Annotated in this window: 13 protein-coding genes; 7 read left to right on the plus strand and 6 right to left on the minus strand. The window is 28.7% G+C overall.

The window, feature by feature from the left end:
• Positions 1–4: 4 nt before the first annotated feature.
• The 6 genes from BTO07_RS13210 to BTO07_RS13235 all read left to right on the plus strand — a co-directional run bounded on the left by BTO07_RS13210 (position 5) and on the right by BTO07_RS13235 (position 8,284).
• Positions 5–376 carry a rhodanese-like domain-containing protein gene (locus BTO07_RS13210; RefSeq protein WP_087521679.1) on the plus strand — a complete coding sequence of 124 codons (372 nt, stop codon included), beginning with the start codon at positions 5–7 and terminating at the stop codon, positions 374–376.
• Positions 376–642, plus strand: coding sequence for a heavy-metal-associated domain-containing protein (locus BTO07_RS13215; protein ID WP_087522649.1), 267 nt, complete (start codon positions 376–378; stop codon positions 640–642). Before BTO07_RS13210 ends, BTO07_RS13215 begins: the two co-directional genes overlap by 1 nt.
• An 80-nt stretch (positions 643–722) precedes the next feature.
• A complete protein-coding gene (locus tag BTO07_RS13220; RefSeq protein ID WP_087521680.1) occupies positions 723–4,004 on the plus strand; it encodes a toxin-antitoxin system YwqK family antitoxin in 3,282 nt (1,093 codons plus the stop codon).
• Positions 3,973–5,916, plus strand: a complete 1,944-nt coding sequence (locus BTO07_RS13225; protein WP_087521681.1) for a DUF3857 domain-containing protein — start codon at positions 3,973–3,975, stop codon at positions 5,914–5,916. Before BTO07_RS13220 ends, BTO07_RS13225 begins: the two co-directional genes overlap by 32 nt.
• A 15-nt stretch (positions 5,917–5,931) precedes the next feature.
• Positions 5,932–7,893, plus strand: coding sequence for a DUF3857 domain-containing protein (locus BTO07_RS13230; RefSeq protein ID WP_087521682.1), 1,962 nt, complete (start codon positions 5,932–5,934; stop codon positions 7,891–7,893).
• A 7-nt stretch (positions 7,894–7,900) separates the two neighbouring features.
• The gene (locus BTO07_RS13235) at positions 7,901–8,284 is read left to right on the plus strand and encodes a hypothetical protein (protein WP_087521683.1); all 384 of its coding nucleotides are present in this window, start codon (positions 7,901–7,903) and stop codon (positions 8,282–8,284) included.
• Positions 8,285–8,338: 54 nt separating this feature from the next.
• Here the strand turns inward: BTO07_RS13235 and BTO07_RS13240 are convergent, their stop codons facing one another.
• The 3 genes from BTO07_RS13240 to BTO07_RS13250 all read right to left on the minus strand — a co-directional run bounded on the left by BTO07_RS13240 (position 8,339) and on the right by BTO07_RS13250 (position 12,064).
• Complete coding sequence (locus tag BTO07_RS13240) at positions 8,339–8,935, minus strand: mobile mystery protein B (protein WP_087521684.1); 597 nt, start codon at positions 8,933–8,935, stop codon at positions 8,339–8,341.
• Positions 8,926–9,387, minus strand: a complete 462-nt coding sequence (locus BTO07_RS13245) for a mobile mystery protein A (RefSeq protein WP_087521685.1) — start codon at positions 9,385–9,387, stop codon at positions 8,926–8,928. Before BTO07_RS13245 ends, BTO07_RS13240 begins: the two co-directional genes overlap by 10 nt.
• A 298-nt stretch (positions 9,388–9,685) precedes the next feature.
• The gene (locus BTO07_RS13250; RefSeq protein WP_087521686.1) at positions 9,686–12,064 is read right to left on the minus strand and encodes a TonB-dependent receptor; all 2,379 of its coding nucleotides are present in this window, start codon (positions 12,062–12,064) and stop codon (positions 9,686–9,688) included.
• A gap of 280 nt (positions 12,065–12,344) precedes the next feature.
• Here BTO07_RS13250 and BTO07_RS13255 point away from each other — a divergent pair, with 280 nt between their 5' ends.
• Positions 12,345–12,740, plus strand: a complete 396-nt coding sequence (locus tag BTO07_RS13255; RefSeq protein ID WP_087521687.1) for a nuclear transport factor 2 family protein — start codon at positions 12,345–12,347, stop codon at positions 12,738–12,740.
• A gap of 118 nt (positions 12,741–12,858) precedes the next feature.
• Here BTO07_RS13255 and arfB read toward each other — a convergent pair whose 3' ends face one another.
• The 3 genes from arfB to pnuC are packed head-to-tail and all read right to left on the minus strand — an operon-like array spanning position 12,859 to position 14,513.
• Positions 12,859–13,263, minus strand: a complete 405-nt coding sequence (arfB, locus tag BTO07_RS13260; RefSeq protein ID WP_087521688.1) for an alternative ribosome rescue aminoacyl-tRNA hydrolase ArfB — start codon at positions 13,261–13,263, stop codon at positions 12,859–12,861.
• Positions 13,264–13,920, minus strand: coding sequence for an AAA family ATPase (locus tag BTO07_RS13265; RefSeq protein ID WP_087521689.1), 657 nt, complete (start codon positions 13,918–13,920; stop codon positions 13,264–13,266). It abuts the gene before it with no gap.
• On the minus strand, positions 13,881–14,513 hold the full coding sequence (pnuC, locus tag BTO07_RS13270; protein ID WP_087521690.1) for a nicotinamide riboside transporter PnuC: 633 nt from the start codon (positions 14,511–14,513) through the stop codon (positions 13,881–13,883). The genes BTO07_RS13265 and pnuC overlap by 40 nt, the downstream gene beginning before the upstream one ends.
• Positions 14,514–14,602 lie beyond the last annotated feature (89 nt).

A 14,602-nucleotide genomic window follows, 5' to 3' on the forward strand; every position in this document is an offset into this window, starting at 1 on the left:
AAATATGAAACAATTAATTTTTATACTTTTTGCGAGTTTTCTTTTTATCAATTGTGCAGAAGTACAAGAAGGAAATGCAATTACAACACTAGCATTAAAAGAGTTATTATCTAAAGATAAAATTCAATTAATTGATGTAAGAACTCAAAAAGAGGTAAAATATGGAGCTATAGAAACTGCGCTTTTTGTCAATTTTTTTGATACTGACTTTACTGCAAAAGCGATTCAGAAATTAGACAAAAATAAACCAGTATATGTATACTGTAGAACTGGTAATAGAAGTGGTAAAGCAACTAAAATATTACAAGATAAAGGATTTGAAGTTTATAATGTTTTAGGCGGATATAATAAGTGGAAACAAGAAAACAAGAAATAATGAAAGCTGAAATACAAATAGAAAATTTAAAATGTGGTGGTTGTGCTGCAACTATTAAAAAAGGAATATTAGCAATAGAAGGCGTAAGTGAAATAGAAATTGATATTGAAAAATCAATTGTTTCAATTGCATCAGAAAATGATAATTTAGAAGAAATTAAATTAAAATTATCTAAATTAGGATATCCAGAAGTTGGTGATAAAAACACTGTTTTACACAAGGCAAAATCGTTTGTGAGTTGCGCTGTTGGTAGAATGGATTCTTAAAAAAATTAAACTCTTAAAAAGAGGGAACAAAAACTTATTATTTCAAGTTTTTGTTCCCTCTTTTTTCTTAATTTAGTTTCATGAAAAAAATATTGATTGCTATGTTACTTGTGGCTAATTTTAGCTTTTCACAAGAAAAAATTCCGTTCATAGATTATGATGAAATCATTCAAAAAATTTCTAAAGAAGAAAGCAATGATAAAGTTGTAGAAATTATTAAGACACTTAATAAAAACGATTCGGCTTATAATTCATTACTTATTTCAAAGTCATATTATTTACTGCAATTAAAAAAGTATGAAGAGGCACTGAATGTTGTAAACGAAGGTCTAAATAGCAATAATGACTATCCTAAAGCTAATTTTTATGCAAATAAGGGAGTTGCTTTATCAAATTTAAAAAGAAATGATGAAGCTTTAAAAAATTATAATGAAGGCCTTAAAATTTATCCAAAGAACTATTTATTGTGGTTTAATAAAGGATTTGCATTAGAAACAGAAGGAAAGTTAAATGAAGCTGTAAATGCATATAAAACAGCAATTACTTTAAACCCAATTTATACTAAACCACATTTACAAATTGGTAATATTTACTACAAACAAGAGCGTTTAACACAAGCGTTAATGTGTTTTAATATGTATTTACTTTTAGAGCCAGATGTAGATGGAGCTTTTTCTGTTTTAAAGTCTTTAAATAATGTTGTTAAATCTAAAAACACTAATAAAAGAGATCGAACTATTATTTTAGATGATCAAGATGATTCTTTTGAAGATATAGATTTAGTACTAAGTAGTAATGTAGCTTTGAATAAGAATTACAAAACAGGAAACCCAATTGATATTTCATTAGCAAAACAGAATCATGCAATGATTGAACAGTTAAAAAACTTTGAAGGAAATGGTGGTTTTTGGGATGAAACGTATCTTCCTTTTTATAAGTGGATTGCTACAAATAATAAATTCGATGATTTTATTTATACGTTAGCTTATTCTATTGAAAATGAAGATTATCAAAAAGTAATTAAGAAAAACACCAAACAAATAATTGCTTTTTTATCAGCTTTAAAAATTAAATGGGCAAATAACGTATCTAAAAACAACATTATTTTTAATGGAAAACAACAAGATGTTCTTTATGAATATAGTGATTCTTATGTAGATGCAATTGGTAATTATAAAGATGGAAAAGCAGTTGGTTTTTGGCAATTCTATAATGAATTAGGTAAGTTAACAGCAGAAGGGAATTTTGATGATTCTGGAGATAGAATTGGTAAATGGACTTGGTATTCTTCATTTAATAAAATAAAAGAGATTGCATTTTATAAAGAAGGAGTGTTAGATGGTAAGAACTTTATGTTTTATACAAATGGAAAAAAATATGTAGATGCTGTTTATAGAAATGATTCTTTGGACGGACAATATGAATATTTCAATAACAAAGGAGCCTTAGTACAAAGAAAATATTTTAAATCTGGTAAAGTAGATGGTATCTATAAATCTTATTTTAGTGTAGGAGAAAAATTGTTAGAATTTAAGATTCCGTATAAAGATGGCGAAGTAGATGGTGAAGTTTTAGAGTATTATGCAAATGGAGATTTATATGCAAAATCGTATTACTTTGCTGGTAAAAAGAACGGAGTAGAAACAGTTTATCATTATAATAAAAAGGTTTCTTCAGAAATTAACTATGTAAATGGTGAGATAAGTGGTGATTATAAATCGTTTCATTCTAATGGAAAACCAAATGAAGTTGGGCAAAGTTTAGAAGGTAGTTATACAGGTGATTGGAAAACGTATTATTCTGACGGAACCTTAGAAAGTGAATCTTCTTATAAAAAAGGAGATTTAAGTGATTTGTACAATTACTATGACACAGATGGTAAATTGTATTATGATTATATCTACAGAAAAGGAGAAATTATTGCTTTTACTTTTTATAATAAAGATGCAACTATTTTAAAGAAAGGGAAAAAGAAAGGTGGTGCCTTTTATTATGAAGGATTTTCTCCTAAAGGAAATAAAACAATTGAAGGATTGTATGATATTTCTGGTGGAAAAGTTGGTGAATGGAAATTCTATACCAATAATGGCGTTTTAAAAAATAAAGGAAACTTTAAGGAAGATAAAATAATAGGCGAGTATTTTACCTATTTTAAAAACGGTAAAATTGATAATGTAACAACCTACAAAGAAGATATCATAGACGGTTATTATGTAGGCTATTATGATAATGGACAAATGAGTACTCAAGGTTGGTATAAAGAAGGAAATCAACAGGGAGAATGGAAGTATTATAATTTAGATGGTAGTTTAAATGCCATTAATTTTTATCATAAAGGAGCGCTTAATGGAACCCAAGAATCTTATGGGGTAAGAGGTAAATTAACGTCTACTACTTTTTATAAATTTGGCGATTTAATTTCAGAAAACATTCTTGGTAAAGATGAAATTTTGTTCGAAAAGATAAATTATACATCTAAAGAAAACGAATATAAAATAACTTCTAAACACTATAATGGAAATATAAGAACGAATCTTTCTTATGTAAATGAAATAAAACATGGAGATTATGAGATTTTCTATTTTAATGGTAAAACAAAAATTAAGGGAAGTTATTTGAATGGAAAACAACACGGAACTTGGACATGGTATTACGAAAACGGAAACGTAGAGAGTAAAGTTGATTATTCTAGAGGAAATGTTCATGGTAAATTAATCAACTATTATGAAAATGGGAAAATAGAAGGTACTTATACTTATGAAAATGATTTAGAAGTAGGAACTAGCTTTAAATACTACGATAATGGTGTTAAAAAGTTTAGTGTTGATTATTATGAAGGAAAAAAACATGGTAAACATGTGTTTTATGATACTTCAGGAAAACTTCAGTTAATTCGTTTTTATAACCATGGAGAAATTATTGGTTATAGTTATTTAGATAAAAACGGAACAGAAATTGCAATGATTCCATTAGATAAAGAAAGTGGTAAGATAGAAGGTTTTTTCGATAACGGAAAAGTTTCAAGAACACTAGAACTTAAAAACGGAGAGTTTATAAATAGCTACAAATCGTATACTTATGATGGAAGTTTAATTGAAAAAATTAATTATCTAGATGGTAATTATCATGGTGTAAAAAGAACATATTTTTCGAATGGTAATGTAAAAAAAGAGACAAATTACAGTCATGGAGAAAAGCATGGAAAACAAATTGTATATTTCGAAAACGGAAATAAGAAAGAAGAATTGATGTTTACGAATGATGTAGAACATGGAATGTCGTTTATTTATGATGAAGCAGGAAAAGTAAAAACGAAAAAGGAATATTTTAATGGAAAAGTTTACAAGGTTGAAAATATATAAATCAAGTTTAATTGCGGTTTTTTTATTCGTAGTTACAGGCTTAAATGCTCAATATTCTACTGAGTTTTTAAAGTATAGTAAACTGCATCCAGAAGACGCAAGAATTCGCTTGCAACAAGAAACAGTTATTACAATAGAAGCTACAAAAGAAGGTTTAGAAATAAATCAAGAATTTTTAGAAGAAGATTTGTATCTAAATCAAGCTGCAACATATAATTCTAAAAACACATTAAATTTCTCTGCTTTTTTTGAATTGAATCAAATTGAAGCTTCCTCATTTTCTTTTGAAAACAATGAATATGTAGAAAAAGAAGTTGTAAAATTTACAGAAAAGGATGAGTTAAATACTTCTTTTTATGACGACACAAAATCGTTAAACTATGTATATCCTAATTTAAGAAAAGGATCAAAATCAAAATTAAAATATTCACAGAAAATTAAAAACCCTCGTTTTTTAATGCCTTTTTATTTTGGTGAATATTATCCCATCAAAAAGAATAAAATAACCATTATTGCAGATAAAGGTGTGAATCTAGAATTCAGAAAATTCAATATTTCTGATGATAAAATAAAATTTACAAAGGAAGAAAAGCGTAAACAAACAATTTATACTTGGGAGCTTAATGATCAAGAAAAATACGAGCATGAAGCATATACGCCAAACTATAAAACCATTTTGCCTCATATTGTGCCTATCATCACTTCTTATAAAATTAAAAAGGAAACAAAAAAGGTTTTGGGTGAAGTATCCGATTTATATGATTGGTATTATTCTTTGGTTGAAAACGTGAATATAGAACCTGCAAATCAAGAATTGGTCACTTTAGTAGCTAAAATTACTGCGGATAAAAAAACCGATCTAGAAAAAGTAAAAGCAATTTATTATTGGACACAGAAAAACATAAAATATATTGCTTTCGAGTATGCTCTTGGAGGTTTTATACCAAGAGAATCTAACGAGGTTTTTAGAAAAAAATATGGCGATTGTAAAGATAACTCAAGTATACTTTACAGAATGTTAGAAATTGCAGGCGTAAAAGGAAATTTAACGTGGATTGGTACAAGAAGTATTCCTTATACCTATGAAGAAGTGCCAACGCCAGTGGTAGATAATCACATGATTCTTTCTTATGAAAACAACGGAAGAACGTATTATTTAGACGCAACAGGAAGATATATTAAATTCGGAATTCCGACTTCTTTTATTCAAGGAAAAGAAGCATTGGTTTCTTATGGTAAAGATTTTAAGATTAAAAAAGTACCTGTTGTTGCTGCTAAAGAAAACGCAATTATAGATATTACAAACATAAAAATTGAAAACGGAAGTGTAATTGGGTCTTCAAAAACAAGTATTTCTGGGTATCCAAAAATTGATGTTTTTAATGATTTAGAAAACGAAAATACCCAAACAAAATTGAAACAATTCTATAATAGAATGTTCGAAAAAGGGAATAACAAGTTTTTAGTCAGTAGTTTTAAAGAAGCGAATAAATATCATTACGACAATGGTTTTATAGTTGATTACGATTTCGAAATTAAAAATTATTCTAAAAAATTGGGCGATGAAATTTATATCAACCTAAACTTAAACAAAGATTTAACGTATTATAAAACGGACAAAAAACGTGAAAACGCAATAGAATACGATTATAAAAGATATTTTAAATACACTACAAATTTAGAAATTCCTACAGGTTATAAAGTAGATTATTTACCAGAAGCTGTAAAAGTTTCTAATGAATTTTTAACAAGTGAAATCACTTATGTAGTAGAAGGGAATAAAGTAATTTACAATCATACTATTGAATTAAATTTTTTAGTTTTAAGTTTAGAGCAACAAAAAGAAGTAAACAAACTGATTAAAAAAATTGAAAGAAATTACAAAGAAATAGTAGTTTTAAAAAAAGAATAAAAGAGAATTATGAAGATGAAATTTAGCATATTAGTGGCAGTATTATTTGCCTTTCAAATTACAGTAGCGCAAAACGAACCTTTTTTTGAAAGTTATGATTGGGAAGAAACTCCAAATTATACAGTAGAAAAAGGAAGTACAGAAGATATGATTGCTGTAAAAGAAAAAACAGTTACAGAGTTTTATTTTAAAGAAAAAGATTTAGTAGAATATTTTTTAGAACACAAAGTTTTGTGGCTAAATTCTGATGATGCAATTGAAGAATATAACAAAATATATTTGCCTTTTTCATCGAGAGCAGAATTGCAAATAAACAAAGCAAGAGTAATTACTCCAGAAGGGAAATTAATCACTTTAGATCAATCTAAAATATTAACTGCAGAAGATGAAGAAACAGGAAGAACGTATAAGTATTATGCCTTAGAAGGAATTACAAAAGGCAGTTTTATAGAGTATATGTATGTTGTAAAAAGACCACCAAGTTATACCGGCAAAAAAGTCTACATTCAAGATTCTTATAATAAAGATAAAGTTCAGTTCGATTTGTTTTCGCCAAGTAATTTACTGTTCAAGTTTAAGAGTTTTAATGATTTAGCAACAGTAGAAAGAGATACTTTAACTAAAGAAAAACTACATTATAAACTACATATCGATAAAGTTAAAAAACTAGAAAGCGAATACCAAGCACCTTACAATGCATCTAGAGCTTTTATTGTTTATAAAATGGATAAAAACACAGCAGGTAATGGTGCAGATATGGTTTCATATAACAATGTTTCACAAAATATATATAGTAGATATTATAAAGAATATTCAAGTAAGACAGCAGGTTTAATTCGCGATTATATTAAAGAATTAGAATTGCCAAAAAATGCAGATGAAGAAAGCATTATTAGAAAATTAGATTTTTACATTAAATCAAATGTGTATTCGCAAGATGTTTATAGTGAAGATTTGGAAGATTTAGATAAAATTCTAACAGAAAGTGTAGCGAATGAAACGGGAGTTATCAAACTATATATTGCAGTTTTAAGAACTTTAAATATAAAGCACGAACTTGTTTTAACTACGGATAGAAAACAAATGAGATTCGATACAGAATTCGAAGCGACTAATTTTTTAACGGACTTTTTACTGTATTTTCCAAAATCTAAAAAGTATGTATCACCAAATGCATCAGGAACAAGATTTGGGTTTCCGATGCCTTATATGATGGATAATTATGGACTATTTATAAAAGAAGTTGTTATTGGAGATTTTAAATCTGCCGTTGGAAAAATTAAATATATTGAACCTGTAAAAGCAGATGAAGTTGTAGATGTTATGAAAGTAACAATCGATTTCGATAAAGAAAACTTAACAGAGAATAGTATTAATTTTGATAGAGCTTTCAGCGGATATTATGCTATGAATATTCAGCCTTTTATGCATTTAATACAAGGAGATGATCGAGAAGAATTGGTAGATAGTTTTATTGAAGGTATTACAACAGAATTCGAAATTACAGATAGAAAACTTATAAATGATGACTCAGAATTGTTTGGTGTAAAACCATTGCAATTTATTGTAGATTTTACAACGGAAGCTTTTGTAGAAAAAGCAGGAAGAAAATATTTGTTTAAGTTGGGCGATTTAATTGGACAACAAGTACAATTATATCAAGAAAAAGAAAGAGTTTTGCCTTTAGAAGAGCAGTTTCATAGAAGTTATTTAAGAACCTTAACAATTAATATTCCTGAAGGTTATAAGATTACTAATTTAGATGATATTAATATTGATAATTCATATTCTAAAAACGGAAAAGAATTGTTCTCTTTTAAGTCTTCTTATCAATTAGAAGGAAATACTGTAACAGTAACTGCAGACGAACATTATAGAGAAAACATTGTACAAGTAGCAATGTATGAAGAATATAGAACTGTAATTAATAGTGCAGCAGATTTTAATAAAATAGTATTATTATTAGAACCAAAATAAGATATTTATGCCATATCAAGATGCGTTTGTTCTTTTCTTAGAACAAGTAAAAGAAAGTGTACAAAAAGGTGAATTTGCTAAATTAACAATGGCAAAAACTATTGGTAAACTCGAATTGAAAAATATATTTCTAAGACCCGTTGCTTCTAAGGGCGACGTTAAAGTTCTATTGAAGTTTAGCTATAGACCTAGAGAAACAGAAGATGTAGAAACAGAAGTTACTTTAGAGGAGGCTTTTGATGTTTTAAAAGAACATCTTAAAAATCCTTTTTTGTCTGTGTTGTTATTTACTACAACAAAAGATGTTACTTTTAAGATTAATAAAAAAGGAGCAGGTACTATTACCGAGAATGATCCAACATTCCATTATGTTAAAGAAGCAGAGAAATAAAACTTAATAATTGGTTTATAAAAAACTAAAAAAGGGAGCAAATTGCTCCCTTTTTTAGTTTTTTGCAAATTCAATTAACTGTTTATAATTGCCTTTATCAGCTTTTCTTAAGGCTTTTATATATTGATTTCTTGTTTCGTTAGCTTTAACCATATTTGATTGGTTCCAAGAAAATATTTCATTTCCAAATATTGATTCCATTATAATATCAGCCATCATTCTAGAGTGCCTTCCATTTCCATTTGGAAAACAATGAATGGATACTATGCGATGTTTAAATCGTATAGCTATTTCTTCAGGCGAAAAAGTTTTGTTTTCTATCCAATATTTAGTGTCGTCAAGTAAAATTTTTAATTCAATTCCAATTTGCGTCCACGGAATTCCAATGTTTTTTTCTGTCTTTCTAAATTCGCCTGCCCATTTCCATACATCGCCATACATTCTTTTATGTAAGTTTTTTACAAACTTTTCTGTTAAAATTTTTTCAGGTTTTATTTTTGTATGAATCGTCCATTCCACTGCTTTTTCAATATTCAATTGCTCAAATTCATCCAATTCTCCTTGAGTAGTAATTGACTTTATTTTAAGCCCTTCTTTTTCTTCTTCGTCTAAAGGTGTTTGTCCGACTTTATAATCGAATTCTAATCCCATAATGATTTTTTCATCTCTCGTTTTATTTCATCCGCAAGTTCCTTTATGGTTTTAGCGATCTTTTCATCTCCAATTCCTTGGTTTTCTAATTTCATATTTTGGTTGGTTCTTAAAACTATTTTTTTTGCCAGTGATTCTGCTTTTAGTTGTATTAAATTGTTGATGGTTTCATTTTTTGGAACCAGTGCATAAACTAATTTTAAGTCCATTGCATTAGCTGCATTTTTTAAAGATTTGAGTGTTATTGTACCATTAGCTTCACTCTCTTCAATTCTTTTTACACCTTGCCTAGTTATATTTAATTTGGTGCCAAGTTGTGCCATTGTCATATTCAATGTCGTTCGAATTGTATGTATCCATCCACGTTCTGGGACCAATACCTTACTAGCTTCAGAAAATGGTTGAAGCTTTTGGTCTAGTTGCTCAATTAAAAGTTTTCGCTTATTTCTCATTTTTTTCTAAATCTGTAAGTTTACAAAAAGGTATATTTGTAAACTTATGTGTGTACAAATATATAAAAAAGTAATTATATTTGTTTACAAAAAACAAATAAAGTAAACTTTATTGTTTGCATTTTAGTTGTTATGTTAGATTGTGGTCAACGTTTTAAACTGAGATGACATCTGTTTAATGACTTACAACAGTAAACTTAGATAAGAAAACCATCAGTAAACCATCAGTTTTTAAACCAAAAAAAATCCTAAGCTTTTATACTTGGGATTCTTCCTTTTCATAGAATTAATTAATTTTCTAAAACTTTAAAGTTACACCAACTAAAAAGTTTCTAGTTGCTTGTGGGTAATAACCAGCACCATCTATCGTAGTAGTTTCACCTGCTACAGACCAAGTATCATCATACGTGTAATAATAACCTCTGTCTACATATTTTGTATCAAAAATGTTATTTATTAAAGCAGAAAACACAATTGATTTAAATATTTTAGTTGTTTCTAGTTCATAAACTACATTAAAATCACTTGTAAAGTAACTTTTTAATTTTTCGTTATTTGTAGATATTTCGCTATAAAGAACTGAAGGCTCATTAACAATTGCACCGCCTAAATTACCCATATATTGTTCACCAACATATTTAGATAAAAGAGAAAATTGTAAGTTTTTTAAAGGCTGAAAAACAAAAGCATTACCAGCAATTATATCAGGAGAATTAGAAATAGGCGTATTTCCTAAATTTATTAAAGCACCATTTATGGGAGCGTTAAAATCTACGTTCTTATTAGAGCTAATTGCTACATTTGGTCTCATAGAAAATTGATCACTAATACGAATATCTGCATCAACCTCTAAACCTAAACGGTAACTTTTTCCACTTGTGGCTCTAATAGGTGAACCAACATCATTTAAAGCACCAGTTAATACTAACTGATTTTTATAATTCATATAGTAAACGTTGGTACTTAATTTAATGTTTTCGTTTTTTAAACGCCAACCTAACTCATAATCATCTAAACTTTCATGTTGTGTAGTTCCTACTTCAAAATCATTTCTATTAGGTTCTCTATTTGCTTTTGCATAAGAGGCATAAAAACTATTTGTTTCGTTAAGTGCGTATGTGAATCCTAATTTAGGATTAAAGAAATTAAAATTAGAATTTACATCTATTGCATCTCTATCAGATGTTAATCCTTTTGTTTTATAAGTTACAAATCTTCCTTGTAAATCTACAAAAGCAGTTAATTGATCTGTTACTTTATAGGTCGTTTTTACAAACGAACTATAATCTGTTTTTTTAGCATCACTAAAATAATATTGATCTCTAATAGTTGTTCCATCAGATAAATCACTTCCCCAAATTACTTCTCCATAATGATCATTAGTATAGTTACTGTAAGACATTCCCCCAATAATCTCTATCTCATCATTCTTATAAGTCGCGTTAAAATTTGCTACATAAAAATGATTGTCTAACCAACGTCTAACAATAACATCGCTATCTTCTTCAATTAAATTATTGAAATCTGCTGCAGACTCTTCTCCTTTAAATTGTTCAAAATAACCTTTACCTCTTGTATAGTTTAAACCTAAGTTTGTAGACCAGTTTTTGTTTAATTTCTCGTTCCAATGTAATTGATAATGATCTTGTTGGTAGTTGTCAGTTTCATTATCATACGTATAAGGATTCTGTTTTCTGTCTTCCTTTAATTCTTCTGCGGTTAAACCAAACCAAGCTTGGTATGTATATTCTTTACCACTAAAAGCCAATGCTTTTACTAAGGTATTTTCATCTACGTAAGAAGCTTGTAAGAAATACGATTTTAAATCAGTAAAAGCTCTATCGATATAACCATCAGAATACACATTAGACAAACGTCCGGCAAACTCAAAATGGTCATTTACTTTTCCTGTTGTAAACTTTGCAGTGTGTTTTCTTGTTCCGTAAGAACCAAAAGAGTTCGAAATTTCTCCACCAGCTTCTTCAGAAATAGCATCGGTTAAAATATTTAAACTTGCACCAAAAGCACCAGAACCATTTGTAGATGTACCAACACCACGTTGTAATTGTAAGCTTTCTGTAGAAGAAGCAAAATCTCCCATATTTACCCAAAAACTCCCTTGGCTTTCAGCATCGTTATACGGAATTCCATTTACAGTAACATTTACACGACTTCCATCAGAACCACGAACACGAATGTATGTGTAACCAACACCAGCTCCTGCATCAGAAGATGTAGTTACAGAAGGTAAATAGTTAAGCAGAATAGGAATGTCTTGCCCTAAATTACGCTTAGCAATTTCCTTTTTTGATAAGTTAGAGTGTGTTACAGGTGAATTCGCTTTTACACGAACTGCAGAAACCAAAACCTCTTCTAAAACCGTAGAATCTGGCAATAACGAAAACTCAATTTCATCATTTTTAGTCAAAGAAACTTCCTTAGAAACAGACTTGTAACCAATAAAAGAAACTTGAATTGTGTACTTTCCTTTTGAAAGATTTACAGAGAACTGACCATCAAAATCGGTGGACGTTCCTTTTTTACTTTCTTTCACCAAAATAGTTGCTCCTGGTAAAAAATCATTGTTTTCGTCTACTACTTTTCCTGAAAGCGTAAAGGACTGGGCGTTTGCAAGTGTACTTACAAACAAGAATAAAAAAATGGTAATTTTTTTCATTTTAAAAAATTTTAAAACGAATAAAAAGAGGTAATTATTCTTGTGATTAATATTGAATAATTAGTGTTTGTCATAACGAGAAAAGTATAAGTAAATTACGATACTTTCTCGAAAAAACATTCAAAATCCCTAAACAGCATTATCTGTTCTAGGTTCATTGGGTATGATCTCAGCTTTTTAAAGCACCCCTTTATGAGAACGCGGCGAAATTAAGTTAGATTTTTGACATAGAAAACAACAAACGTATTTTTTTGTAAATTTGATAAATAAAAAATAGCAGATGAGCACTTTAAAAGGATTAGATACTTGGCACAATTTTGTAGAAAATAAAAATTACGAAGACTTTAGTGATTTTATAGACGACGATGCAATTCTATATTCTCCAATTGTATTTAGACCAATTAAAGGCAGTTTTATGGTGGGAATGTATTTAATGGCAGCAGCAGAAATTATTGGAAACGGTAGTTTTAAATACGTAAGAGAAGTTTGTGATAACGAGAATGCAATTTTAGAATTCGAGACAGAAATAAACGGAATTACGGTAGAAGGTGTAGACATGATTCAATTTACAAAAGACGGAAAACTGAAAGAAATTAAAGTAATGGTAAGACCTTTGCAAGCAGTAAACGTTGTGCATGAAAAAATGGGAGAATATTTAAAGAAAATGAATTCTTAAATTTTTTAGAAGCTATTTCCTGCTTTCACTACTCGCTTTTTTTATCCTAAAAAGGAATAAAAAAGAGCTCAAACAAACCGTTCAATCAGGGCTAGACTTGTTTGCCAATTATTAGAGTTTAATCCAATTTTGGTTTTCTTCTAAGTGCTTTTTTTACAGAAACTCTTTTTTTGTTTTCTGTTTTTCTTTTTATAGAACCTTTAGTCGGTTTCGTTTTTCTCCTGTTTTTCGGGCGAATTAGATTCGTCTTCAATAAATCTAAAAAACGTTTAATAGCAAGATCTTTATTTCTGTGTTGAGAACGTGTTTCGTCACAAAATAAGATGAGGTTGTTTTCCTTCGTTAATTTAGAAGAAAGCTTTGTTTTTAAAAGCTCCTTTTCTCTGTCAGAAAGAGCGTTTGAGTTTTCTAAATTGAAAGTCAATTCAATTTTAGACGACACTTTATTTACATGTTGTCCTCCAGCGCCAGAACTTCTAATCGCTTTAAAATTTAATTCTTTTATAATTTCAGAAGTGTTCATTTAATATTCTGGTGAATTACCAAAATCATTATTTTGATGCATAAAATGCATATCTAAATCTAGTAAAGAATCAGAAAAAGAGTAAAGATTCTCTTTGCTAGCAATAATTTTATCAATAGCTTCAACCGCATTTTTTAAACGAGTTTCTTTATCACCTTTCAATAAAATATAAGGTCTGTTATTGTCTATTAAAGATTTTTCGAAAGCATTAAACATCTCTAAGCGTAACTCTGGTCTGTCACGTAAATCGTCTTCTTCCCAAGGAGTATCTATATAAGTTAAAAGATATAAATCATACTGATTTTCGCTTGCTGCTTTATCTAATTTTTCATCTACAAAACCACCATAAAATTCTTCAGAATATACTTTAGTTTCTAATAAATCTGTATCACAAATTAGAATTTTATCAGCTCTTTTAGCCAATTTGTTTTCTAATTTCATTTGCCCAACAGCAATAGGAAGTAAATCTTCTGCTTCACAAGTTTTACGTTCGTTATTCCATTTTTCTTGTAAATATTCACGCGCAAATTCAGGCGCCCAAACAGTATGATAATAACGTGCTAAATGACGAGAAAGTGTCGTTTTCCCTGATGATTCAGGCCCAAATAAAACAACCTTTACAAGATTGATGGGTTTTTGTCTAAGTTTCTTTTCCATGCGATGTAACCAAATATTGCTATAAAAGTAAATATTAAATATTGAAAACTAGTAAAAGTAAACCCTTTATAAAAATATAAAGGAGCAGAAATAATGTCTCCAATAATCCAATAAATCCAATTTTCTAATTTTCGTTTTGCCATTAACCACATTCCTACAAAGAAAATTGCGGTTGTAATTGTGTCTACATAAGCGGTCCAACTTGTCCATTTATCAAAATAAGTATAGACTGCATACACAAAAATAAGTGTTGCAATAAAAATGACAATGCTTTGTTTTTTTTCTTTTAAAGTTGTGCGAGTTATTGGAGTTGCGTGTTCTCCATCACTTTTATAAGTCCAAATATACCAACCATAAACACTCATTATAAAATAATAAGCGTTTATCATCATATCACCTAGAAGTTCCCATTTCAGTAATAAATAAACAAAAATAACGGTACTAATCATTCCTGTTGGAAAAACCCAGATTTTATTTTGTTTAGAAAACCAAACAGATAAAAAACCAAAAATTACCGCAATAATTTCTAAAACGATATCTATTGTTTCATACGTTTTGTATTGTCCAAAAAGGAAGTCAATAATTTCTGACATTGATTTTTTTTAAGAATGTAAATTTAATATTTTTTGTCAGTTCGAGTCATTTTTTCGATTGAAATGATAAAAAACTGAGAAGGAGAAGT

Origin of the sequence: Polaribacter sp. SA4-12 (assembly GCF_002163675.1) — a bacterium.
Classification (GTDB): Bacteria; Bacteroidota; Bacteroidia; order Flavobacteriales; family Flavobacteriaceae; genus Polaribacter.